The organism is Mesorhizobium sp. LNJC394B00, from assembly GCF_000502555.1.
In the GTDB taxonomy this organism is placed as follows: domain Bacteria; phylum Pseudomonadota; class Alphaproteobacteria; order Rhizobiales; family Rhizobiaceae; genus Mesorhizobium.
Genome location: NZ_AYWH01000001.1, coordinates 428,686 through 450,219, shown reverse-complemented (window position 1 = coordinate 450,219; position 21,534 = coordinate 428,686). Strand labels below are relative to the sequence as shown.

Annotated in this window: 19 protein-coding genes; 12 read left to right on the top strand and 7 right to left on the bottom strand. The window is 63.2% G+C overall.

What is annotated here, in order from left to right; translation table 11 throughout:
- The first annotated feature begins 5 nt into the window (after positions 1–5).
- The 3 genes from X751_RS161310 to X751_RS161320 are packed head-to-tail and all read left to right on the top strand — an operon-like array spanning position 6 to position 2,814.
- Positions 6–380 (top strand): hypothetical protein, encoded by a 375-nt coding sequence (locus tag X751_RS161310; protein WP_023670207.1) that lies wholly within the window; start codon positions 6–8, stop codon positions 378–380.
- A 45-nt stretch (positions 381–425) separates the two neighbouring features.
- Positions 426–803 carry a hypothetical protein gene (locus tag X751_RS161315; RefSeq protein ID WP_023702172.1) on the top strand — a complete coding sequence of 126 codons (378 nt, stop codon included), beginning with the start codon at positions 426–428 and terminating at the stop codon, positions 801–803.
- A 49-nt stretch (positions 804–852) separates the two neighbouring features.
- On the top strand, positions 853–2,814 hold the full coding sequence (locus tag X751_RS161320; protein ID WP_023743748.1) for an acetyl/propionyl/methylcrotonyl-CoA carboxylase subunit alpha: 1,962 nt from the start codon (positions 853–855) through the stop codon (positions 2,812–2,814).
- 66 nt (positions 2,815–2,880) lie between these two features.
- Here X751_RS161320 and X751_RS161325 read toward each other — a convergent pair whose 3' ends face one another.
- Positions 2,881–4,002 carry an ABC transporter substrate-binding protein gene (locus X751_RS161325; RefSeq protein WP_023687260.1) on the bottom strand — a complete coding sequence of 374 codons (1,122 nt, stop codon included), beginning with the start codon at positions 4,000–4,002 and terminating at the stop codon, positions 2,881–2,883.
- Positions 4,003–4,388: 386 nt separating this feature from the next.
- Positions 4,389–4,655, bottom strand: a complete 267-nt coding sequence (locus X751_RS161330; RefSeq protein WP_006199745.1) for a sel1 repeat family protein — start codon at positions 4,653–4,655, stop codon at positions 4,389–4,391.
- A 436-nt stretch (positions 4,656–5,091) separates the two neighbouring features.
- On the opposite strand from X751_RS161330, the gene X751_RS161335 reads away from it, so the two are divergent.
- Entirely contained in the window at positions 5,092–5,433 is a 342-nt protein-coding gene (locus tag X751_RS161335) for a DUF2147 domain-containing protein (RefSeq protein ID WP_023743747.1), read from the top strand.
- A 136-nt stretch (positions 5,434–5,569) separates the two neighbouring features.
- On the opposite strand, the gene X751_RS1000000167395 is transcribed toward X751_RS161335, so the two are convergent.
- On the bottom strand, positions 5,570–5,800 hold the full coding sequence (locus X751_RS1000000167395) for a hypothetical protein (RefSeq protein ID WP_156935551.1): 231 nt from the start codon (positions 5,798–5,800) through the stop codon (positions 5,570–5,572).
- 51 nt (positions 5,801–5,851) lie between these two features.
- On the opposite strand from X751_RS1000000167395, the gene X751_RS161340 reads away from it, so the two are divergent.
- From X751_RS161340 to X751_RS161350, 3 genes are all read left to right on the top strand, one after another.
- Complete coding sequence (locus tag X751_RS161340; protein WP_023743746.1) at positions 5,852–6,046, top strand: hypothetical protein; 195 nt, start codon at positions 5,852–5,854, stop codon at positions 6,044–6,046.
- Between the two features lie 278 nt (positions 6,047–6,324).
- Positions 6,325–7,785: an AMP nucleosidase gene (locus X751_RS161345; RefSeq protein ID WP_023731828.1), complete on the top strand. Its 1,461-nt coding sequence runs from the start codon at positions 6,325–6,327 to the stop codon at positions 7,783–7,785.
- A 151-nt stretch (positions 7,786–7,936) separates the two neighbouring features.
- Positions 7,937–8,938, top strand: coding sequence for an endonuclease/exonuclease/phosphatase family protein (locus X751_RS161350; RefSeq protein ID WP_245265723.1), 1,002 nt, complete (start codon positions 7,937–7,939; stop codon positions 8,936–8,938).
- 25 nt (positions 8,939–8,963) lie between these two features.
- Here the strand turns inward: X751_RS161350 and X751_RS161355 are convergent, their stop codons facing one another.
- Complete coding sequence (locus X751_RS161355) at positions 8,964–9,563, bottom strand: DUF922 domain-containing protein (protein ID WP_023692824.1); 600 nt, start codon at positions 9,561–9,563, stop codon at positions 8,964–8,966.
- A 144-nt stretch (positions 9,564–9,707) separates the two neighbouring features.
- A complete protein-coding gene (locus tag X751_RS161360) occupies positions 9,708–11,387 on the bottom strand; it encodes an electron transfer flavoprotein-ubiquinone oxidoreductase (RefSeq protein ID WP_023743744.1) in 1,680 nt (559 codons plus the stop codon).
- Positions 11,388–11,689: 302 nt separating this feature from the next.
- On the opposite strand from X751_RS161360, the gene X751_RS161365 reads away from it, so the two are divergent.
- The 3 genes from X751_RS161365 to X751_RS161375 all read left to right on the top strand — a co-directional run bounded on the left by X751_RS161365 (position 11,690) and on the right by X751_RS161375 (position 14,301).
- Entirely contained in the window at positions 11,690–12,244 is a 555-nt protein-coding gene (locus tag X751_RS161365) for a hypothetical protein (RefSeq protein WP_023698594.1), read from the top strand.
- Between the two features lie 141 nt (positions 12,245–12,385).
- Positions 12,386–13,264, top strand: a complete 879-nt coding sequence (locus X751_RS161370; protein ID WP_023743743.1) for a uracil-DNA glycosylase — start codon at positions 12,386–12,388, stop codon at positions 13,262–13,264.
- Between the two features lie 224 nt (positions 13,265–13,488).
- Positions 13,489–14,301, top strand: a complete 813-nt coding sequence (locus X751_RS161375) for a helix-turn-helix transcriptional regulator (RefSeq protein ID WP_023687252.1) — start codon at positions 13,489–13,491, stop codon at positions 14,299–14,301.
- 19 nt (positions 14,302–14,320) lie between these two features.
- Here the strand turns inward: X751_RS161375 and X751_RS161380 are convergent, their stop codons facing one another.
- Complete coding sequence (locus X751_RS161380) at positions 14,321–15,223, bottom strand: DMT family transporter (protein ID WP_023687251.1); 903 nt, start codon at positions 15,221–15,223, stop codon at positions 14,321–14,323.
- A gap of 419 nt (positions 15,224–15,642) precedes the next feature.
- Between X751_RS161380 and pepN the strand changes: the two genes are divergently transcribed.
- Entirely contained in the window at positions 15,643–18,282 is a 2,640-nt protein-coding gene (gene pepN, locus X751_RS161385) for an aminopeptidase N (RefSeq protein WP_023743741.1), read from the top strand.
- 310 nt (positions 18,283–18,592) lie between these two features.
- A complete protein-coding gene (locus X751_RS161390) occupies positions 18,593–20,914 on the top strand; it encodes a PAS domain-containing sensor histidine kinase (protein ID WP_023684522.1) in 2,322 nt (773 codons plus the stop codon).
- A 104-nt stretch (positions 20,915–21,018) separates the two neighbouring features.
- Here the strand turns inward: X751_RS161390 and X751_RS161395 are convergent, their stop codons facing one another.
- Entirely contained in the window at positions 21,019–21,492 is a 474-nt protein-coding gene (locus X751_RS161395; RefSeq protein WP_023732018.1) for a hypothetical protein, read from the bottom strand.
- Positions 21,493–21,534: the final 42 nt, after the last annotated feature.

Sequence of the window (21,534 nt, the reverse complement as noted above, 5' to 3'; positions counted from 1 at the left end):
TAAAGATGAGGCCGAAATATTCGGGAAAAACGACTGCGTCGGTACTTGCAGTCTTGCTTATATTTGCGGTACCCGGCGTTGGCGCCGCGGCATCGCTGGCGGGAAGCAAAGGCGACATCCATTTCTATCCGTATTTGCCGAAAAGCCCGAAAGACCAGTGCACCATGGCTTACAACGCCTATGTGGCCGCCGGCGGCCATTCGGCCTATGCGACCACGCCCTATGCCCGGATCCGTTCGTTGTACATCATCTGCGGCTCGGGCTTGAATGCACCGTCACAGAAGGCTGCCGAAGAACGGGCGATGAAATCCTGCGAGTCTGCCCGCAGCCATTACAAGGTCATTACAGGGGCTGGCTGCGAAGTTGCGGCATCGAAGTAGGCCGACAAGCATCGGCTTGGGCATTTTTCAAATGGGCGGCGCAAGATGAAATCGGCACGCATCAAACGAATTACTGTATCGATGCTTGCCGGCCTGCTCGTATTTACGGCACCCGGTATCGGGGCGGCTGGATCGCTGGCGGGCAGCAAGGGAGACACCCGATTTTGGCCTCCGTTGTCACTGAATCCAAAGGAGCCCTGCACGAAGTCGTACAACGCCTATGTCGCGGCGAGTGGCCACTCGGCCTACGCGACCACATTCTACTCGCGCGTCGACGATCTTTACATCATCTGCGGTGCGCGGCTGAACGCGCCATCTCAGAAGGCCGCGGAAGAGTTGGCGTTGCGAAGCTGTCAGGTTGGCCTGAAAAAGTGGAAGGTTCAGACCGCGAGCGGCGGCTGCAAAATCGCGGCTTCGAAATAGGCTCATTCCTGCCAGACCGGCGCCGCCCGAGACAAACTCTGGAGGCTCCATGTTCGCCAAGATCCTGATCGCCAATCGCGGCGAGATCGCCTGCCGGGTGATACGCACGGCCAGGAAGATGGGAGTGCGCACCGTTGCCGTCTATTCCGACGCGGACGCCAAGGCCCTGCATGTCAAAATGGCCGACGAGGCAGTGAGTATCGGTGCCTCGCCGGTCGGCGAAAGCTATCTGCGCGGCGACAAGATTGTTGCGGCGGCGCTGGCGACCGGCGCCGAAGCAATTCACCCCGGGTACGGCTTCCTCTCGGAAAACCCCGATTTCGTCGACCTGGTGGTGGCGGCGGGGCTCACATTCATCGGCCCGTCGGCCGCCTCGATCCGCGCCATGGGGCTGAAGGATGCGGCCAAGCGGCTGATGGAAAAGGCCGGCGTGCCGGTGGTGCCGGGCTATCATGGCGAGGCGCAGGAGATCGTGCTGCTGGCGTCCAAGGCGCGTGAGATCGGCTATCCCGTGCTGATCAAGGCGCGCGCCGGCGGCGGCGGCAAGGGCATGCGCTGCGTCGAACATCCCGAAGATTTTTCGGAAGCGCTGTCAGGCGCACGGCGCGAGGCCAAGGCCGCGTTCGGCGACGATCGCGTGCTGGTCGAAAAATACGTCGACAAGCCGCGCCACATCGAGGTCCAGGTGTTCGGCGACAATTTTGGCAATGCCGTGCATCTCTACGAGCGCGACTGCTCGGCGCAGCGCCGCCACCAAAAGGTGATCGAGGAAGCGCCGGCGCCCGGCATGACGCTGGCGCTGCGCGAGGCGATGACGGAAGCGGCGGTCAAGGCCGCCAAGGCGATCAGCTATTCCGGCGCCGGCACCATCGAATTCATCGTCGATGCCTCGCAAGGGCTGAAGGCCGACCGCTTCTGGTTCATGGAAATGAACACCCGCCTGCAGGTCGAGCATCCCGTCACCGAAATGGTCACCGGCACCGACCTGGTCGAGTGGCAGTTGCGGGTAGCCGCCGGCGAAAAGCTGCCGAAGACGCAGAGCGAAATCACGCTTTCCGGCCACGCCTTCGAGGCGCGCATCTATGCCGAGGACGCGGCGAAAGGGTTTCTGCCGGCGACCGGCACGCTGCATCACCTGGCGTTTCCCGACAACGCGCCCGAAGGCGCCAGCATGCGCATCGAGACCGGCGTGCGGGCCGGCGATGCGATCTCGCCCTTCTACGATCCGATGATCGCCAAGCTGGTCGTCCACGCCAAGGACAGGCAGGCGGCACTCGATGCGCTCGGGACTGCGTTGTCGCAGACCGAGATTGCCGGCTCGACCGTCAACACCGCGTTTCTCGCGGCACTTGCCGCGGACGCCGATTTTTCGGCCGGTGATGTCGATACCGGCCTGATCGGCAGGCATCAGGAAGCGCTGACCGCGGTCGCCCTGCCGAGCAGCGAGATCGTTGCCGCGGCGGCCCTTGCCGCGGCGGGCGCCGGTGCCTTGCCGCCGTCGAACGATCCGTGGTCGTCGCTTGCCGGCTATGCGCATTTCCACAGCGTTGCGCGCCGCACGCGCCTGCGCCATGGCGAGGACGATATACTGGCGCGTGTTTCAGTGCGGCCGGACGGGCGCTTCGAGGTGGCGCTGGACGCGCCCTATGACAGCGTCAATTCGCATGATCTTCGCGCCGCCCCTCGCCTTGCCCGCTGGCCAGGCCACGTCACCGTCTTCGAAGGCGCGGTCGGCTACAGTTTCTTCGTCCCGGATCCGCTGGCGCGCACCGACGAGGCGGCCGCCGCTTCCGGCAGCCTGCGCGCGCCGATGCCAGGCGTGGTCAAGCTGGTGCGCGCGGCAAAGGGCGAAAGGGTGATCAAGGGCCAGCCGCTACTGATCCTGGAAGCGATGAAGATGGAGCACACGATCGCGGCCAGCCATGACGGCGTGATCGCGGAAATCGCCACCGAGGGCGCGCAGGTCACCGACGGAACGGTGCTGGTGCGCTTCGTTGAAGAGGCTGCATAGCCGGCTGGAGGCTTGAACGAAAAATGGCCAGGACAAGCCCGGCCATTTCCTTGAGTACGCGGACGATTACTGCGCGATTGGCGCGTATTTGCCGTCATGCCACTGGTTGATGTCGTAGCTGGCGTTCTTCAGATCGCCCTTCTCATCAAAGGTCACGTCGCCGACCACGGTGCTGAAAGGCGTGCCGTTCTTCAGCGCTTCGGCTACCTTGACCGGATCGTCCGTTCCGGCGCGCTTGACGCCCTCTGCAAACGCCTGAACGACGGCGTAGGAGAACAGCGTAAAGCCTTCCGGCACGAAGCCGCCCGCCTTGATCTTGGCGATGGCCTCCTTGGCTTCCGGCTTGGCCTGCGGGTCCGACGGGAAGACGAACAGGGTGCCTTCACCGGCGGGGCCGGCGACCTGCCAGAATTCCGGCGAGGCGATCGAGTCCGGCATGATCAGCTGGAACTTGACGCTCTGCTCGGCCGACTGACGCAGGATAAGCCCGGCTTCCGGGTGATAGCCGCCGAAATAGACAACGTCGGCCTTGAGGTCCTTCAGCTTGGTGACGAGAGCCGAATAATCCTTCTCGCCGGCATTGATGCCTTCATAGTCGATCTCCTTGAGGCCACCGGCATTCATCGTCGCCTTCACGGCATCGGCAACGCCCTGACCGTAGGCGCTCTTGTCATGCAGGATAACGACATTCTTGCCGGCATATTTCTTGGCGATCCACGGGCCGATGAAGGCGCCCTGCGCGTCGTCACGCGTATAGAGACGCATGATCGTCGGCCAGCCGGCCTTGGCGGCGGCATCGGTCAGCTCGGGATTTGAAGAGGCCGGGCTCATCATCAGCGCGCCGGCCTCGGCGTAGACGGCGGAAGCCGGGATGCTCGAACCTGAACAGGCATGGCCGTCAATAAACTTGACGCTGTTGGCAACGATCCGGTTGGCCACCGAAACCGCCTGCTTGGGATCGCACTGGTCGTCCTCGATGTCGAGCTTGATCATCGAGCCGTTGACACCGCCGGCGGCGTTGATCGCATCGGCGGCTGCCGTTGCGCCCTGCTTGAACTGATCGCCGATCGTGGCGAGCTGTCCGGTCATCGGGCCGACCACCGAAATGGTGATGTCATCGGCAAAGGCAACCGGCGCGCTCATCATCAGGCCAAATACGGCCGCGCTCAAAATACCCGTTTTTTTCATGGTGATAGAACTCCTCCCACACTCGCGCAGCCGCTCTGGCCGCGCTTCTTTCCGAAGGCGGGACAATTTCATCCTTCATTGGGCCTGTCTAGGCGCATCGGCGCCGCTCGATTGGGCCTCATCAACGCAAAAAGCCACGCCAGCCTGTTCCGGCCGGTCGTGGCTTTTTGCTCGTAGCAGTCCCCATGCGCCCCCGCGCCACGAAAACCTGCCCGCCGTCCCCATTGTGCACGACTGGACCGTGCCGGCCTGCCGCGTTCTTGTTCTTTCATGGTCGGCCGTCTTGTCGCGGCCTTGTCGTTTCACCGGTTCCGACCGTCTTTGCGGTCTTGATCCCGGGGCTTCCCTGTTTTCGATAATCTGCCTGCGATAATCTGCTCGCGATCTCAGTGCATCGTCATCCATTCGCGGGCTTCGCGCAGCGCCTTGGCGATCTCGACCTTGGACATTGCGGCCGACAGTTCCGAGCGCAGTTCCGCGGCGCGGACCGAGCCCTTGATGGCGGCGATGTTGAACCATTTGTGGGCGGCAACGACATCGGTCTCGCAATCGCGGCCGGTCGCATACATCATGCCCAGTTCGAAAAGAATGTCGGCCTGGGCAGTTGCCCCCATGGCGCCGAAGCCGGCTTCAAGCATTTCAAAACGTGCCATTTTAGTCCCCTGTCTGGCTCCCGAGAGCGGGCCTCTTCTGTCCCCCGGTGTTCCCTGGGGAGCCGCTCTTTCGATGCTTCCGAGAATGAGGCCGAGCCTTGAATCCGTCGTTAAATGGCGTGCTTAATTTGGAGAAAACAAAGCTAAAACAAGAGGTAAACGCGGAAATTCGTTAAGGATACAAAGTCAGCAATCCCGCCGTTTCTCGACCGATTTGACGAAAATTTGCAAGGCGCCGATCAACACTCTGCTAACCACGCGAACCAAAGCCAACGCCTCGATCGTTTATTTCCACGGGCTGCACTCTCCCGACCCTGCATGAAAATTGCGAAACCTTCCGTCGCGGCACGCTTTTGTTTTGCCGGGAGCTGGATTAGCTTACGTTTGCGTAAGGGGCAGAGAGGCGGCTGCCCCATCTAAACCAGGGAGGACAGATATGTTTCTCAAAGTGAGCTTGGCCCTGGCGGCCGCCGTGATGATGGCTGGTGCGGCTTGGGCCGATCCGATCGAAGGCAACTGGAAGACACAAGCCGGCGACACAGCAGTTATCGGCGGCAGCGGTTCATTCTCCATCACCCTGAAGACCGGCAAATATGCTGGGAAGACCATCGGTTCGCTCAAGGCGGCCGGGGCCAACAAATATGCCGGCAACATCACCGATCCGGCAAACGACAAGACCTACTCGGGCAAGGCAACACTGTCGGGCACCTCGCTCAAAATGAGCGGCTGCGTGCTCGGCGGGCTGATCTGCAAGAGCCAGACCTGGCACAAGCTCTGATCTAGCTGCTTTGACCTGACCAACGGGGCCTTCACAGGCCCCGTTTTCTTTTGCAGGACGGTCCGCGCCATAGCGACGACCGTGCCGTTTGCGGCGGCGCAAACCCGAACCGACGCTCTCTCTAAGACCTCGTCAATCACTTTGAACCGCAGATGAACGTCGGCATCAGCGCCGGTTCAGTCGCATCAGGGCATTTTGATGGCGTGTTCAAGGAGACACTACGCAAATGCTCGCTCGCCGCTTCACCATCGTCTGCCTGTTGATGAGCCTGTTCGGGATGCTCTTCGCCATCCTCGTGGCCGAAGCCGGCCGCCCGGCCCGTTCCTGGGATGCAGCCAGTTCCTGCCAATTCGATTGCATGAACCATTTTCGCCCCTGAGACGACAAAGACATAGATCCAAACAGAAAAGCAAAAGCCATGAACCGCATCGCCATCAACGCCCTCCAGACCCTTCGGCTCCTGCCGCGGGCGGCGCTCGTTCTGGTCGTGCTGTCGGCGCCGGTCCTGGCCATGCCGATGATGCGGGCCAATGCCGACACGACGATCGACGCGCCGGCGACGAAGAGGCATGGCGTCGGCTTTGTCTTGCTGGTCAGTCTGCAGCGCGGGTAAGGTGTGCCGGTATTAAGGTGATGCCGGCCTGCAAGTGGCGGCCTTTGGTGCTCACATACTTCGAGTACGCTCCGCTCCGGTTCTCGAAGCCAACCAGTTTGGTCGCTTCGCGCCCGTCCTCGACTCCGGCTCAGCCTTACCTGAATCTCAGCACACCTTGGGCGTGGACGAATAAATCGACCACTTGGCGGCCATCCTCCCCTCCCAAGTGCGGCCTCAAGTCTCTATATTGAGCCATGGAAAAGCGAATCTACCCACAAGCTATCGAATCGGTCGTCATGCCGGAGCCTTTCGGCAAGCAGAGCTTCGACGACGCCAAAAAGGCCGTGGCCGCCTTGCAGGTGCTCTACGACCGCAACACCAAGTTTCTGCGCGACTCCTTTGCCACGCTTGCCGCCGGCGGCGACGAAAGCAAGCGCTACCGCGCCTTCTACCCGGAGATCGGCGTCACCACCAATTCGTTCACCCAGATCGACTCGCGCCAGGCTTACGGCCACATGCCGACCCCCGGGCATTTCTCGACCACCATCACCCAGCCGGTGCTGTTCGAACGCTATCTCGTAGAGCAGCTTCGCCTGATCATGCGCAATCACGGTGTGCCGGTAACGGTTTCGGAATCGACCACGCCGATCCCGCTGCATTTCGCGTTCCTTGAAGGAACCCATGTCGATGGCGCCGCCGCCGACCGCATCAAACGGCCGATCCGCGACCTGTTCGACGTGCCGGATCTCGACGGCACCGACGACCAGATCGCCAACGGCACCTTCGAGGTCGCGTTCGGCGAACCAAGGCCGCTGGCGCCGTTCACGGCGCAGCGCATCGACTATTCGCTGCACCGCATGACGCACTACACGGCGACCAGCCCGCAGCATTTCCAGAACTTCGTGCTGTTCACCAACTACCAATTCTACATCGACGAGTTCGTCGCCCGCGCGCGGGCCCAGATGGCTGAAGGCGGCCACGGCTATACCGAATTCGTCGAACCGGGCAATGTCATCACCAAGGCAGGGCAAAACGCGCCCAGCGAAGGCGTGGCGGCGCCGCGCCTGCCTCAGATGCCAGCCTATCATCTGAAGAAGCCGAACCATGGCGGCATCACCATGGTCAACATCGGCGTCGGCCCGTCCAACGCCAAGACGATCACCGACCATGTCGCGGTGCTGCGGCCACATGCCTGGCTGATGCTCGGCCATTGCGCCGGCCTGCGCAACACGCAGGCGCTGGGCGACTATGTGCTGGCGCATGCCTATGTCCGGGAAGACCATGTGCTGGACGACGACCTGCCGGTGTGGGTGCCGATACCGCCGCTGGCCGAGATCCAGGTGGCGCTGCAGGAGGCGGTCGCCGAAGTCACCGGACTTTCCGGTTACGATCTCAAGCGCATCATGCGCACCGGCACCGTCGCCACCATCGACAACCGCAACTGGGAACTGCGCGACCAGCGCGGACCGGTGCAGCGGCTGTCGCAGTCGCGCGCCATAGCGCTCGATATGGAATCGGCCACGATCGCCGCCAATGGCTTCCGCTTCCGCGTGCCCTACGGCACGCTGCTTTGCGTCTCCGACAAGCCGCTGCATGGCGAGTTGAAGCTGCCCGGCATGGCGACCGAATTCTACAAGCGGCAAGTGGCGCAGCATCTGACCATCGGCATCAAGGCGATGGAGAAGCTGGCGGAAATGCCGATGGAACGGTTGCATTCGCGCAAGCTGAGAAGCTTTTCGGAGACGGCCTTTCAGTAGACCGGCTTGCCGTAAATGTTTGCCGCGAGGCGTTTCGTCATCTTGATTGGGCCGCATTTCAGCCGATAAAGGCCTGATACCTCGGCAATGTATTACCCGGTCTATGGGCAAACCCGGTCTGATGGCACGCGTGCGAAAGATGATGGCTTCAATGGCGTTCCTGGCAATGCTCGGCCTCTCGGCCGCGCTTGTAGCCGGGTTCTTTGGCGCACTGCATCCGGCCTTCGATTCCTTCGCCCATTTCCGCATCCATTTTGCCGTGCTGATGGGGCTGATTGCGCTGCCGCTGCTCGCCACCTCGTTTCGCCTGCAGGCGGGCGTGGGCCTGCTGCTGGCCGTGGCCGCCTTCGCCAGCACGTTGAGCACCTTGCCGCGCCTGTGGCCGGTGCAGGCCGCCAATGACGCCGCGCCCGGCAACGAACCGGTCTACCGGCTGCTGCAGATGAACCTGCGTTTCAACAATCCGACACCCAAGAAGGTTCTTTCGCTGATCGCCAGGACCAACCCAGACGTGATCACGCTCGACGAAGTATCGGCCATGTGGGCGACCGAACTCGGCTATATCCAGAACGCCTATCCCTATCGCATCCTGTGCGCCCATCCCGAGGGCGTGTGGGGCGTGGCGCTTTTGTCCCGGCGACCCTTTGCGGCCGGCACCGAGCCGCATTGCGAACCGCGCGGCGCGATGGCGGCCGCCACCGTCGATTTCGGCGGCACTCCGGTCGATGTCGCGGCGATCCATTTGAGCTGGCCGTGGCCGAAGGAACAATACTGGCAGATCGGCGAGTTGACCGAGACGCTCACCTCGCTCGGCGAGACGGCGATCATGGCCGGCGACTGCAATGCCGTGCCGTGGAGCGCCGCGGTACGGCGCGTTGCCTCGCTCGGCGGACTGACCGTGATGCCGTCGGCCGGACCGACCTGGATCCACCGGACCCTGCCCGATTTCCTGCGGCGCTATGCGGGCCTGCCGATCGACCAGGTGTTTTCGAAGGGCGGGGTGACCATCCTGTCGTCGACGCAGATGGACGAGACCGGCTCCGACCATCTGCCGGTGATGGTGGAATTTTCATTGATGCGCGACGAGACCAAGCCGGTCGACGAGGATTCTACCGCGACTGTGTCGCTGATCCAGCCCAACATGGGCGGCTAGATCGTACGCCACGGGGCTTACGGTTTCACAAGCCTACCAAGGCCTCGATGATGCGCTCGACATGGCCGCCTTCACTGTGCTCGCGCGCGTCGAACGCGATCTGTTTTGCCTCATAGAGCTTGGAAGTGGCTTGCAAGCGCCGCGTGGCTTCGACGCGCGTTTTGTTGCATTGCGGATCGTTGGCAAATTTCAGGCCGCGAACCGACCGCTCGGCAGCCTGCATCATCTGCCCGGCGATACGGCCATGGGTTCCTTCATGAGCGAGAACGCCTGTGAAAAACCGGTTCCAGCGTTTGCGCAGCGCCGGCGTGACGGCCGAGGCGACGCGCGGGTAGGTGTAGGCGATGTTGAGCGTTCCATTGGCCTGGCGCAGGCGGCAGACGCCGTTGACCTGACCCACGTCCAGGCTCCAGTCGGCGGTGTAGCTTGTCTGCGCGATGGCGTGGGTCATGAAACCGTGCTTGGGGCCCCTGCGGTTCATGGCGATAACCAGACCGGCACCTGTCGTGCCGGTGATGTCATAGGTTCGCGTCTTGACGACGGTTTTCACCCCCGCCGACGCCGTCCCGACGACGCCGCAGGCCGCGCTTATGACGGCGACGCAAAACAAGACCAACACGCGCATGCCATTTTCCCCATGGACGCGGCAATGAGACCACAAGCAGACGACGGTTTCAACAATCTTTGGCGCCGAGCGCCTTACATGCCTTGGTAAACCCGGCCATCGCCGCCATTTTTTGCTGGTCGAGACGGCCCCGGTCGGTGAGGCTCACATGCCCTGATAGACCGGGCCTTCGCCGCCTTGTGGCGGCACCCAGTTGATGTTCTGGTTGGGATCCTTGATGTCGCAGGTCTTGCAGTGCACGCAGTTCTGCGCGTTGATGACGAAGCGCACATCCTTGGCAGACGGATCGGCGGCGGCGTTGCCGTCCTTGTCGACCCATTCGTAAACACCGGCCGGGCAATAGCGGGTCGAAGGCCCGGCAAAGACATCATGCTCGGAACGCTTCTGCAACTCCATGTCGCCGACGATGAGATGCACCGGCTCGTTTTCCTCGTGATTGGTGTTGGACAGGAACACCGAGGACAGGCGGTCGAAGGTCAGCACGCCGTCCGCTTTGGGATAGGCGATCTTCTTGTGCTTGGCCGCGGGCTCAAGCGTGGCGTAATCGGCCTTGCCATGTTTCAGCGTGCCGAAGGGCGAGAAGCCGAACAGCGTGTTCAGCCACATGTCGAGACCACCGAGGCCGACGCCGATAATGGTGCCGAAGCGCGACCAGAGCGGCTTGACGTTGCGGACCTTCTTCAAATCCTTGCCGATATCGGTCGCGCGCCAGGCGTCCTCATAAGACGACAGCTCGTCATTGGCGCGGCCGGAGCCGATCGCTTGCGCGACATGCTCGGCCGCCAGCATGCCGGACAGCACCGCATTGTGCGAACCCTTGATGCGCGGCACGTTGACGAAGCCCGCCGCACACCCCATCAGCGCGCCGCCGGGGAAGGAGAGTTTCGGCACCGACTGCCAGCCGCCTTCGGTAATGGCCCGCGCGCCATAGCCGATGCGCTTGGCGCCCTCGAAGGTGCGCGATATCGCCGGATGCGTCTTGAACCGTTGGAATTCCTGGAAGGGCGACAGCCAGGGGTTCTTGTAGTTGAGATGCAGGACGAAGCCGACCGCGACCTGGTTATCCTCGAGGTGGTAGAGGAAGGAGCCGCCGCCTGTCTTCAGGTCGAGCGGCCAGCCGAAGGAGTGCTGCACCAGGCCCGGCCGGTGGTTCTCGGGCTTGACCTGCCACAGCTCCTTGAGGCCGAGGCCGTACTTGCCGGGCTCACGCCCGTCGGACAGTTTGTATTTTGCGATCAGCTGCTTGGACAGCGAACCGCGCGCGCCCTCGCCGATCAGCACGTATTTGCCCATCAGCGCCATGCCCGGCGCAAAGCCCGGGCCATGTGTGCCGTCTTTTTCGACGCCCATGTCGCCGGTGATGACGCCCGTGACCGCGCCGGCATCGTTGTAGACGAGGCTGGCGGCAGCAAAGCCCGGATAGATTTCGACGCCCAGCGCTTCAGCCTTGGTTGCCAGCCAGCGGCAGACATTGCCGAGCGAGACGATGTAGTTGCCGTGATTGTTCATCAGCGGCGGCATCAGGATATTGGGCAGACGGAACGAGCCGGCGGGGCCGAGCACCAGGAAATCGTCGGCCGTAACCGGCGTCTTGAAGGGGTGGCCATCTTCCTCGCGCCAGCCCGGCAACAGGCGGTCGATGCCTATGGGATCGACGACGGCGCCTGACAGAATGTGGGCACCAACCTCGCCGCCCTTTTCCAACACCACGACGGAAAGCTCGGGATTGACCTGCTTGAGACGGATCGCTGCGGCAAGGCCCGCCGGGCCGGCCCCGACGATGACCACGTCGAATTCCATGCTCTCGCGTTCGATCTCGCTCATCAACCCCTCCGCTCTGGCCAACCGTTTCCGGCATTTTGCTGGCTCCTGCGCTGCATAGCGCATCAATCAGCGACAGGAAACCGGCGCTGACGTGACAATGCCGATTTCGACAAAAAGTCGCGGATGACAACTCTGCCGCAACCGTTTTGCGCGCGCCCGCGCTCAGCGTCCCATATTTTAATTGTTCGACGGCTCTCTTATCGGCCATACTTATTTCCATGCGCACGCCGTCCGGCTATTCATTGACGCGCTTCCCCCTTCCGCCCGGCCGGACCTGCCGAGCGATCCTTCTCGCCCTTTCAATGCTTACGCCGGTTCGCGCTCAGGCCGAGCCGGTGAAGGTGTGGGCGACCGGCGCCTATTCCTTTTCCGACGAGCTTGGCGGTTTCCACATCACCGGCGCCTCGGGCACCGGCACCAAGGAAGATCCGTTGGTCATCTCCGAGGAGCTGAATTCGTCGACGCCGGTGACGCTCACCATCCGCACCACCAAACCGATCCAGCCGTTCAGCACCAACGGCGAATTCGCCAACGGCATCCTGTACATGCGTATCGAGGTGCTCAACAACAGCGGCCAGGCCTGGGTCGAATTCCAGTTCGAGCTGCAGGAGATACTCAACCAGCCGAGCGTGTTCGGCGACGGCCTGTCCTTCGACCAGCGCAACAAGACGCCCGACAACATCCTGTCGAGCGCGTACGCCGATTTCGACCGCGATTTCGAACCCTATGACCGGCTCTTGTTCAAGAGTGGACAGATCGACCCGCTGAAGAGGGGACGCTTCGAGTTTCTGATCACCGACTACACGCCGCGCTGGACGTTCTATCTGGTGCAGGATCCGCGGATACCGACGGGGTAAGCGGCAGACGCCGTGAAAATCGCCACGAAATGCCCTTCGTGATTGGCGAAAGCCGACGAGCGCGTAATCTCCCTCCTTGAGGGGGAGATTACTAACCGCCCAACCTTGCAAATCGTCTCTCGGCGGACGAATGTGCCCGGCATGACTGCCGCCTCCCCCAACAACCGATCCGACCTGGCCGAGTTGCTCGCCTTCTACGCCTCTGCCGGTGTCGACGAAGCGTTGGAGGACGCGCCGGTGAACCGGTTTGTCGGGGCAGCACCGGAGCGCCCCGAGCGCACAACGGCGCCTGCCGCGCCGCCTCGCGAAAACAAGTTTCCGGAACAAGCCGCCGCCAGCCCCGGGCTGGACGCAAGCCGGGTGCCGGACGCGCCGGCGCGTTCCGTTCCGGCCATGGCGACGGTGCCCGACGAGGCACAGGCGGCCCTGGCCCGGCAAATGGCGGCAAGTGCCTCGACGCTCGACGAACTGCGCCAGCACATGGCGTCGTTCGATGGCTGCAACCTCAAATTCACCGCCAAGAACCTGGTCTTTGCCGACGGCAATCCGGAAGGTTTGGTGATGTTGGTCGGCGAGGCGCCCGGCCGCGACGAGGATATTGAGGGCCTGCCCTTCGTCGGCCGCTCCGGCCGGCTGCTCGACCGCATGCTGGGGGCGATCGGGCTTGACCGGACTTCGGTCTATATCGCCAACGTCATTCCCTGGCGGCCGCCCGGCAACCGCACGCCGACGCCGCACGAGACCGAAATCTGCCGCCCCTTCATCGAGCGGCAGATCGAGCTGGTCAATCCGAAGGTGCTGGTCAATCTCGGCGGCCCTTCGGCCAAAACCCTGCTCAACACGACCGAGGGCATTCTGCGCCTGCGCGGCAATTGGCAGGTGCACACGACGGTGTCGGGCACTGCCATTCCGGCCATGCCGACGCTGCACCCGGCCTATCTCTTGCGGACGCCGGCGCACAAGAAACTGGCGTGGCGGGATTTTCTCGAGGTGAAGGCGAAGTTGCGGGAGCTGGGGTGAAGCGCGCCTCTTCCTTCCACCCTTGTGGGGGAAGGTGGATCGGCGCGCAGCGCCGAGACGGATGAGGGGTGTTCCAGCGGAGTGAGACGTTGGCGTTCCCTGGAACACCCCTCATCCGACCGAGCTTCGCTCGGCCACCTTCTCCCACAGGGGGAGAAGGGAGAACCGCGCCAATGACCTCCCAGGTAATTGAAATACGCCTCTCCCCGGCCTACTCATCCCCCATGACAACAGCCCAAACCTCCGCCGGCAGCCTGATCCGCGAATGGCGCACGCGCCGGCGCATGAGCCAGCTTGATCTCGCAATGGAGGCTGAGATTTCCCAGCGTCATCTCTCCTTCGTCGAAAGCGGCCGCGCCGCGCCCTCGCGCGAGATGGTGCTGCATCTGGCCGAGCAGCTTGAGATTCCGCTGCGGCAGCGTAATCAGCTGTTGCTGGCTGCCGGCTTTGCCCCGAGCTTCAGCGAGCGGCCACTCACAGATACGACGCTGGCGCCGGCGCTTGCCGCGGTCGAGAGCGTGCTCAAAGGGCATGAGCCGTTCCCCGCCCTCGCCGTCGACCGGCACTGGAACCTGATTTCCGCCAATGCCGCCATCGGCCCGTTTCTGGCCGATGTTGCCGAGCCGTCGCTGCTCCAGCCGCCGGTCAATGTGCTGCGCCTCAGCCTGCACCCGAACGGCATCGCACCGCGCATCGTCAATCTCGCGGAATGGCGGGCGCATCTGCTGGAGCGGCTGAAACACCAGAACGATGCCGCCGGCGATCCCGTCCTGGTCGAGCTGGAGCGCGAATTGCGAACCTATCCGTCCGGGCTCAAGGGTGCGCGGCCGGTGCCGGTCGAGCCCAACGGCATCGTCCATCCGCTGCGGCTGGCGCATGGCGACCAGGTGCTGTCCTTCATCAGCACCATCACCGTCTTCGGCACGCCGCTTGACGTGACGCTGTCGGAACTGGCGATCGAGTCTTTCTTCCCGGCCGACGAGCAGACGCGAGCGGTGCTGGTGCGGCTGGCGAAGGAACGTGCGGAAGCTAACTGAGCCAACCCCGCGGACCTCCTCACCCCTGTGGTGGCGCTGCCTTGCGCGTTCGGGTGCGTTCCAGGCCGAGTTGGCGCTCGCGCCAGATGATGAACATGCCGGCGGCAACGACGATCACACCGCCGACGAGCGTGTTGATGGTGGCGATATCGCCAAAGGCGAAATAGCCGACGACCACGCCGAGGATCATCGAGGTGTATTCGAACGGCGCCACCACCGAAGCTTCGGCATGGCGGTACGCCGCCGTCATCAAAATCTGCGCCAGCCCGCCACAGAACCCTGCTGCGACCAGCAGACCGGCCTGCAGCGGCGTCAGCGCCTGCCAGCCGAAGGGCAGCGTAAGCAGCGCCATGACACTCGCCGTCGCCGAGAACCACAACACGATGGTCGCTGTTCGTTCAGTCTGGACAAGATTGCGCACGAGCAGGATGGCATTGGCGGAGATTGCTGCAGAAACAAGAGCAGCGATGACGCCCAGCACCTCCTGGTCGCCGAGCGCGACGCCCGACGTGAGCAGCGTCAGCTCCGGCCAGGAGATGATCAGCACGCCGACCAGACCGACCGCAACCGCGCTCCAGCGATAGACGCGAATGGCTTCGCCGAGGAATAGCGAGGAGAACACCACCACCAGCAAAGGCTGGGCATAGTTCAGCGTGATCGCCTCAGGCAGCGGCAGCCGGGTCAGCGCAAAGAAGCCGAGCCCCATGGCGCAAACGCCGACGACACCGCGCGCAATGTGGTTCAGCGGGCGTTTGGTGGCGAACGCCGTACCGAGTTTTCTCTTGAAGGCCAGGAAGGCGATGATCGGGAAGATGGCGAAGAAGGAGCGGAAGAAGACGATCTGGCCGGCCGGCAAAGTGCCGGCGGCCTTGATGCAGGTTTGCATGCCGACAAAGACCGCCACCGACATGACCTTGAGCATGATCCCGGTGAGAACATTAGAGCGCCGCGCGTCGTCTTCGACGCGCAAAGGACGCTCTGACACTTTAAATCTGCGCATCGTGCTTTCCAAAAATCGACATCGATTATTGGGCCGATGCGCGCCGGGATGATCGGACAGTTTCCCGCCCGCTTCGTCTCCAGGTCCGGCTTTCACTGTTCTGTTGCTTCCCGGATCTCCGCTGAGATGCGCGTCGAACGACGCGGTACACAGGCGCCCATGCCGAACTTCGATGTGACGACGGTCATCAAGGCCTCACGATGATGGCGGAAGGGGAACGCCCCGAAATAGGCATTGGCGCAGTTTTGTCGAGTGACCGTTTCGTGTAAAGAGCGCGCAACTTTAGATTAATGGGCCAGGACACGTCAGCGGCTCCGATAGCGACAGGGAAACCCAAGGGAATGCGAACCGATACCGGCCAGGTCTTCAAGCTCGAAGACTACCGCCCCAACGACTTTTCCATCCCGCAAACCGGCCTCACCTTCCGCCTTTCGCCAGACGCAACGCGTGTCACCGCAGTGCTGACGATCGAACGCCGCGATGGCGCCGCCGCCTCGACGTCGCTGGTGCTGGACGGCGACGGGCTGGTGCTCAAGCGCATTGCCATCGACGGTCGCGAGCTTGCCCCGGCCGAGTATCTCGCCACGCCGGACCAGCTGACCATTTTGAGGCCGCCGGCCCGTTTCCAGCTGCTGCTCGAGACCGAGATCGCGCCGGCCAGCAATGAGGCGCTGATGGGCCTCTACCGCTCCAGCAATGTCTATTGCACGCAATGCGAGGCCGAGGGCTTTCGCCGCATCACCTATTTCCTCGACCGCCCCGACATCCTGTCGGTCTATACCGTGCGTATCGAGGAAAGGTTGGACGAAGCGCCGCTGTTGCTTTCCAACGGCAATCCGGTCGAAAGCGGGGCGCTTGCCGACGGCTGGCACTTTGCAGTCTGGCACGACCCCTTCCCCAAGCCATCCTATCTGTTTGCGCTCGTGGCCGGCAATCTCGGCAAGGTTGCGGACAGTTTCGTCACCATGTCCGGGCGCGAGGTCGAACTCGGCATCTATGTCGAGCCAGGCAAGGAGGGGCTTGCCGGCTACGCCATGGATGCGCTGAAGCGCTCGATGCAATGGGACGAGCAGGCGTTCGGCCGCGAATACGACCTCGACGTCTTCAACATCGTCGCCGTCTCCGACTTCAACATGGGGGCCATGGAGAACAAGGGCCTCAATATCTTCAACGACAAATATGTGCTGGCCGACCGGGAAACCGCGACCGATGCCGATTTCGCCAATATCGAGGCGATCATAGCGCATGAGTATTTCCACAACTGGACCGGCAACAGGATCACCTGCCGCGACTGGTTCCAGCTCTGCCTGAAGGAAGGGCTGACGGTCTTTCGCGACCACGAATTCTCCGCCGACCAGCGCTCGCGCGCGGTCAAGCGCATCGCCGAAGTGCGCACGCTCAGGGCGCACCAGTTCCCCGAGGACCAGGGACCGCTGGCGCATCCGGTCCGGCCGCGCCGCTACCGCGAGATCAACAATTTCTACACGGCGACCGTCTACGAAAAAGGCTCGGAAGTCGTGCGCATGATCCGCACCATTCTCGGACCTGACACGTTCCGCGCCGGCATGGACCTCTATTTCGAGCGCCATGACGGCGAAGCAGCGACGATCGAGGATTTCTTGAAGGTGTTCGAGGACGTCTCCGGGCGCGACCTGTCGCAGTTCGCGCTCTGGTATCACCAGGCGGGCACGCCGAACCTGACCGTCAGTTCGACGCACAATCCGGCGACGCGCGAGTTTACGCTTGAGATCGAGCAGTCGGTGCCGCCGACACCGTCGGAGAGCCGCAAGCGCTTGATGCACATTCCGCTCGCCTTCGGGCTGGTCGGCGCGGGCGGTGAGCCGGTCGCCTATGATGGCGTCGAGGGAGCCACCGTCGAGGACGGCGTTATCCACATCCGCAAGCGCCGACATATGGTGCGCTTCTCAGGCGTTGCGGAGCGGCCGGCGGTGTCGCTCAATCGCGGCTTTTCGGCGCCGATCACGCTTTCGGTCGAGCAGAAGGCCGACGACCAGTTCTTCCTCGCCGGCCATGACAGCGATGCCTTCGCGCGCTGGCAGGCGTTCAACACGCTGCTCACAGATGCGCTGATAGCGGCCTTCCGCCAGATCCTCGGCGGCGCGAAACCGGTTTTCACCGCCAGGCTGACCGGACTTGCCGGGAAGATCGCCGGCGACGAGACGTTGGAGCCTGCCTACCGGGCACTGGCGCTGTCACTTCCCGGCGAGGCCGACATTGCCCGCGACCTCGGCACTAACATCGATCCTGACGCCATCTTTGCCGCTCGCGAGGCGTTGGCGCTGGCAATCGCGCGCGCCAACAAAGACAGCTTCGCCAAGCTCTACGGCCGCCTAGCCGACGACGGGCCGTTCAGCCCCGACGCGGCAAGTGCGGGACGCCGCGCGCTGCGCAACATCCTGCTCGACTACCTCTCGCTGCTGCCGGAAGGTGCTGCGCTCGCCGCCCGGCATTTCGAAACCGCGACCAACATGACCGACCGCGCCGCAGCGCTGACCGTCCTTGCGCACCGCCATGACGGTTCGCCGGAGGCGATCAAGGCGCTGGCCGATTTCGAGGCGCGTTATGGCGCCGATCCGCTGGTCATGGACAAATGGTTCCAGATCCAGGCCAGCGTGCCGGGACGCCGGACAGTCGACACGGTACGCGAGCTGACTGGCCACGCAGCTTTCTCGATGGCCAATCCGAACCGGGTGCGCTCGCTGGTCGGCACATTCGCCAGCGCCAACCAGACCGGCTTCCACCGCGCCGATGGCGAAGGCTACCGGTTTTTTACCCAGACCGTACTCGAGGTTGAAAAACGCAATCCGCAAGTGGCGGCCAGGCTGGCGACAGCGCTGCGCTCGTGGCGCTCGCTGGAGCCGGGCAGGCAAGCCAAGGCCAGGGAAGCGCTGCTGGCCATCGCCGGTGCCGAGAACCTGTCGGCGGATTTGCGGGACATTGTGGAGCGAACGCTGGCCTGATCCCTCCCCCTTGAGGGGACGGTGGACAGCCGCCGAAGGCGGATGGACGGGTGGGGTCGTTGCGGCAGTGCGCGACCTCGACCAACTTCGACCGTGATTGAGAGAGTCGAGCGCTTCGCCGAGGACCCCACCCGGCCCTTCGGGCCACCCTCCCCTCAAGGGGAGGGATTTCAGCGTTATTTCAATCAATTTTTAATGTTTTTCGGCCGCGCCTCTGGACAAGGCGAATCACCTTTGATTCTTTACAGACGATTCGGATGTGCGGTGTTGCCGGATCGTCAAGCGTACGGAAATTCGGGGAGTGCCATTTATGGCCAAGGCGGACGCGTGGGGCGCGCCCGAAGGGACGGCTTTTGAGCGGCGCAAGGCGCGAGGCGACGGCCTCGCCGGCAATACGCGGCTCATCGCTGAACCAGCCTACCGGCGGCTCCTGGCTGCCGAACCCCTTCTGCGCCGTTCGATACCGGCTCTCATCATCATCTTCCTGATCGTCATCGCCGCACTGCGCGTGCTGTCGCTGATGAACGAGCGCGACGAGGCCGAGCGCGATGGCAAGGCGGTGCTAGGTCTCGCCGCCGGCCAGATGGCGAACGCAATCTCGGCCGACCCGACCGCGGCATCCAGCGGTGCAATTGATCTTCTGGAAAGCACGAGCCGCCAGGGCGCCATGGGCAGAAGCCATGTGCTTGTGATCACCGACAGCGCCTTCAAGATCATTGCCGTGTCGCCGCTGTCGACCGGCTGGCAAGGGCGATCGCTGGACAGCCTGGTGCTGGACGGCCAGCCGCTGTTCATGTTCGGCGACCGCGCCGGGGTCATGGATGTCAGCATCGGCGGCCAGGACTGGTACGCGGCGGTGAGCCTGACCCGGGACCGCAAGAACGCCGCCGCCGTGCTGGTGCCGCAGGAAGCGGCGTTCGACAACTGGCGCAAGACCGTCTCGCTCAACGTCACGCTGTTTGTGCTGACAGCCGGCGTGCTGATCATCATCCTCTACGCCTATTTCGGCCAGGCATCGCGCGCCCAGACAGCCGACCGCATCTATCTCGAAGCCCATCAGCGCATCGACATGGCGCTGGTTCGCGGTCGCTGCGGCCTGTGGGACTGGGACATGGTGCGCGGCAAGATGTACTGGTCGCGCTCGATGTACGACATGCTGGGCTACGAGCCCTGCAACTCGATGCTGTCGTTCGGCGAGGTCGACGACATCATCCACCCCGAGGACGGCGACCTGTTCGAGCTGGCCAACAAAATCGTCGAGCGCGAGATCGACCATATCGACCAGGTGTTCCGGATGCGTCACGCCGACGGCCAGTGGGTGTGGATGCGCGCCAGGGCCCAGGTGATCGACCCGGAAGCGCCTGAGATCCAGCTGATCGGCATTGCCGTCGACGTCACCGAGCAGCGGCATCTGGCGCTGCGCTCGGAGGCGGCCGACCTGCGCCTGCGGACCGCGATCGAAAACATCAACGAGTCCTTCGTGCTGTGGGATGCCGCCCAGCGCCTGATCATGTGCAATTCCAAATACCAGAAGGACAACGGCCTGTCGGACCGCGACGTCATGCCGGGCGCTGCGCGCGCCGTGCTTGAAGAGCGCATGCTGGCCTTCGCCTCTGAACGGCGGCTGGCCAACACCAACGGGCCGCAAGGGGGCGCAACCTTCGAGCGGCAGCTCTCCGACGGCCGCTGGCTGCAGGTCAACGAACTGAGGACCCGGGACGGCGGCACGGTCTCCGTCGGCTCCGACATCACCCAGATCAAGCTGCACCAGGAAAAGCTGGTCGACAGCGAGCGCCGGCTGATGGCGACCATCCACGACCTCAGCCTCGCCCGCCGGGCCGAGGAAGAGCGCGCCAAGGAACTGGTCGAGCTCAACCGCGAATATATGAAGGAAACCGAGCGCGCCGAGGCCGCCAATCGGGCCAAATCCGAATTCCTGGCCAACATGTCGCACGAGCTGCGCACGCCGCTCAACGCCATCATCGGGTTCTCCGAACTGATGGAACAAGGCCTGTTCGGGCCGCTCGGTTCGCCGCGCTACGAGGAATATGCCAACGACATCAACGGCAGCGGCAAATATCTGCTCGGCGTCATCAACGACATACTCGATATGTCGAAGATCGAAGCCGGCCAATTCTCGGTGGACCGCGAGGAAATCGATCTCTGCCCGCTGATCCGCGAGACGGTGCGGGTGATCTCGCTGCAGGCGGCGGAGAAATCGATCACGGTCGAAACCCGCATCGCCGATACGATGACGCTGTTCGCCGACCGCCGGGCGATCAAGCAGATCGCCATCAATCTGCTGTCGAATGCGGTGAAGTTCACCGGCCAGGGCGGCCATATCTCGGTGCGCGCCCGCAACACGTCAGGCGCGCTGGTGCTGACCATCGAGGACAATGGCTGCGGCATTCCGAAGGAGGCACTGAGCAAGCTTGGCCGCCCCTTCGAACAGGTGCAGAACCAGTTTTCGAAGAACCACGCCGGTTCCGGCCTCGGCCTTGCCATCTCGCGCTCGCTGGCCGAGTTGCAAGGAGGAGCGCTGAAAATCCGCTCGACCGAAGGCGTCGGCACGATCGTGTCGGTGCGCATCCCGGTGAAGAAGGCGCAACCGGCGGTGAAGGCGGCGGCCTGACGGCCCGCCAATGCGAGCGGTGCTCTCCGCCGCGTTCAAGGACTGAGTAGCCCCGGTCATGTAAGGGCTCCGGCGGCTTTCGCCGCCGGAGACATATCGCCATTTCACTCCATGCTGTCGTCGCCGCCGTCCCATTGGTGGTGGCGGCCCATGCGGCCTTTCTTTGGGAGTTCGTTGCGCTCGATCTTGCCGTCATTGTTGCGGTCGAGCATGGCGAACACCTTCTTCTCGCGCCCGGTGATGTCGTCCGTGGTCAGCGTGCCGTCGCCCTTGCTGTCGTAGCGGGCAACGATGCGCTTGGCCATTTCCTCGAACCGCGCCTTCTCCAGCGCGTCAGCGAGCTGGGCGACTGTCAGCTTGCCGCCATTATCGGCGACCAGCTTCTTCAGCCGCGCGTTCATGGCGTCGGAAAACTGGTCGAAGCTGATGGTGCCGTTGGAATCCTTCATCGCCTTGTCGAGGCGCATCATGGTGCCCTCGCGCATTCTGGCGCTGGCATTGTTCTCGGCATAGGCGGTGGTGCCGACGGCGCCGGCAAGCGCGATGAAGGCAAGGGCAAGTCCGGTTGTCTTTCTCATGGGTATCTCCTGTTGCATCGTCACCCCCGATGCGATCCGAAA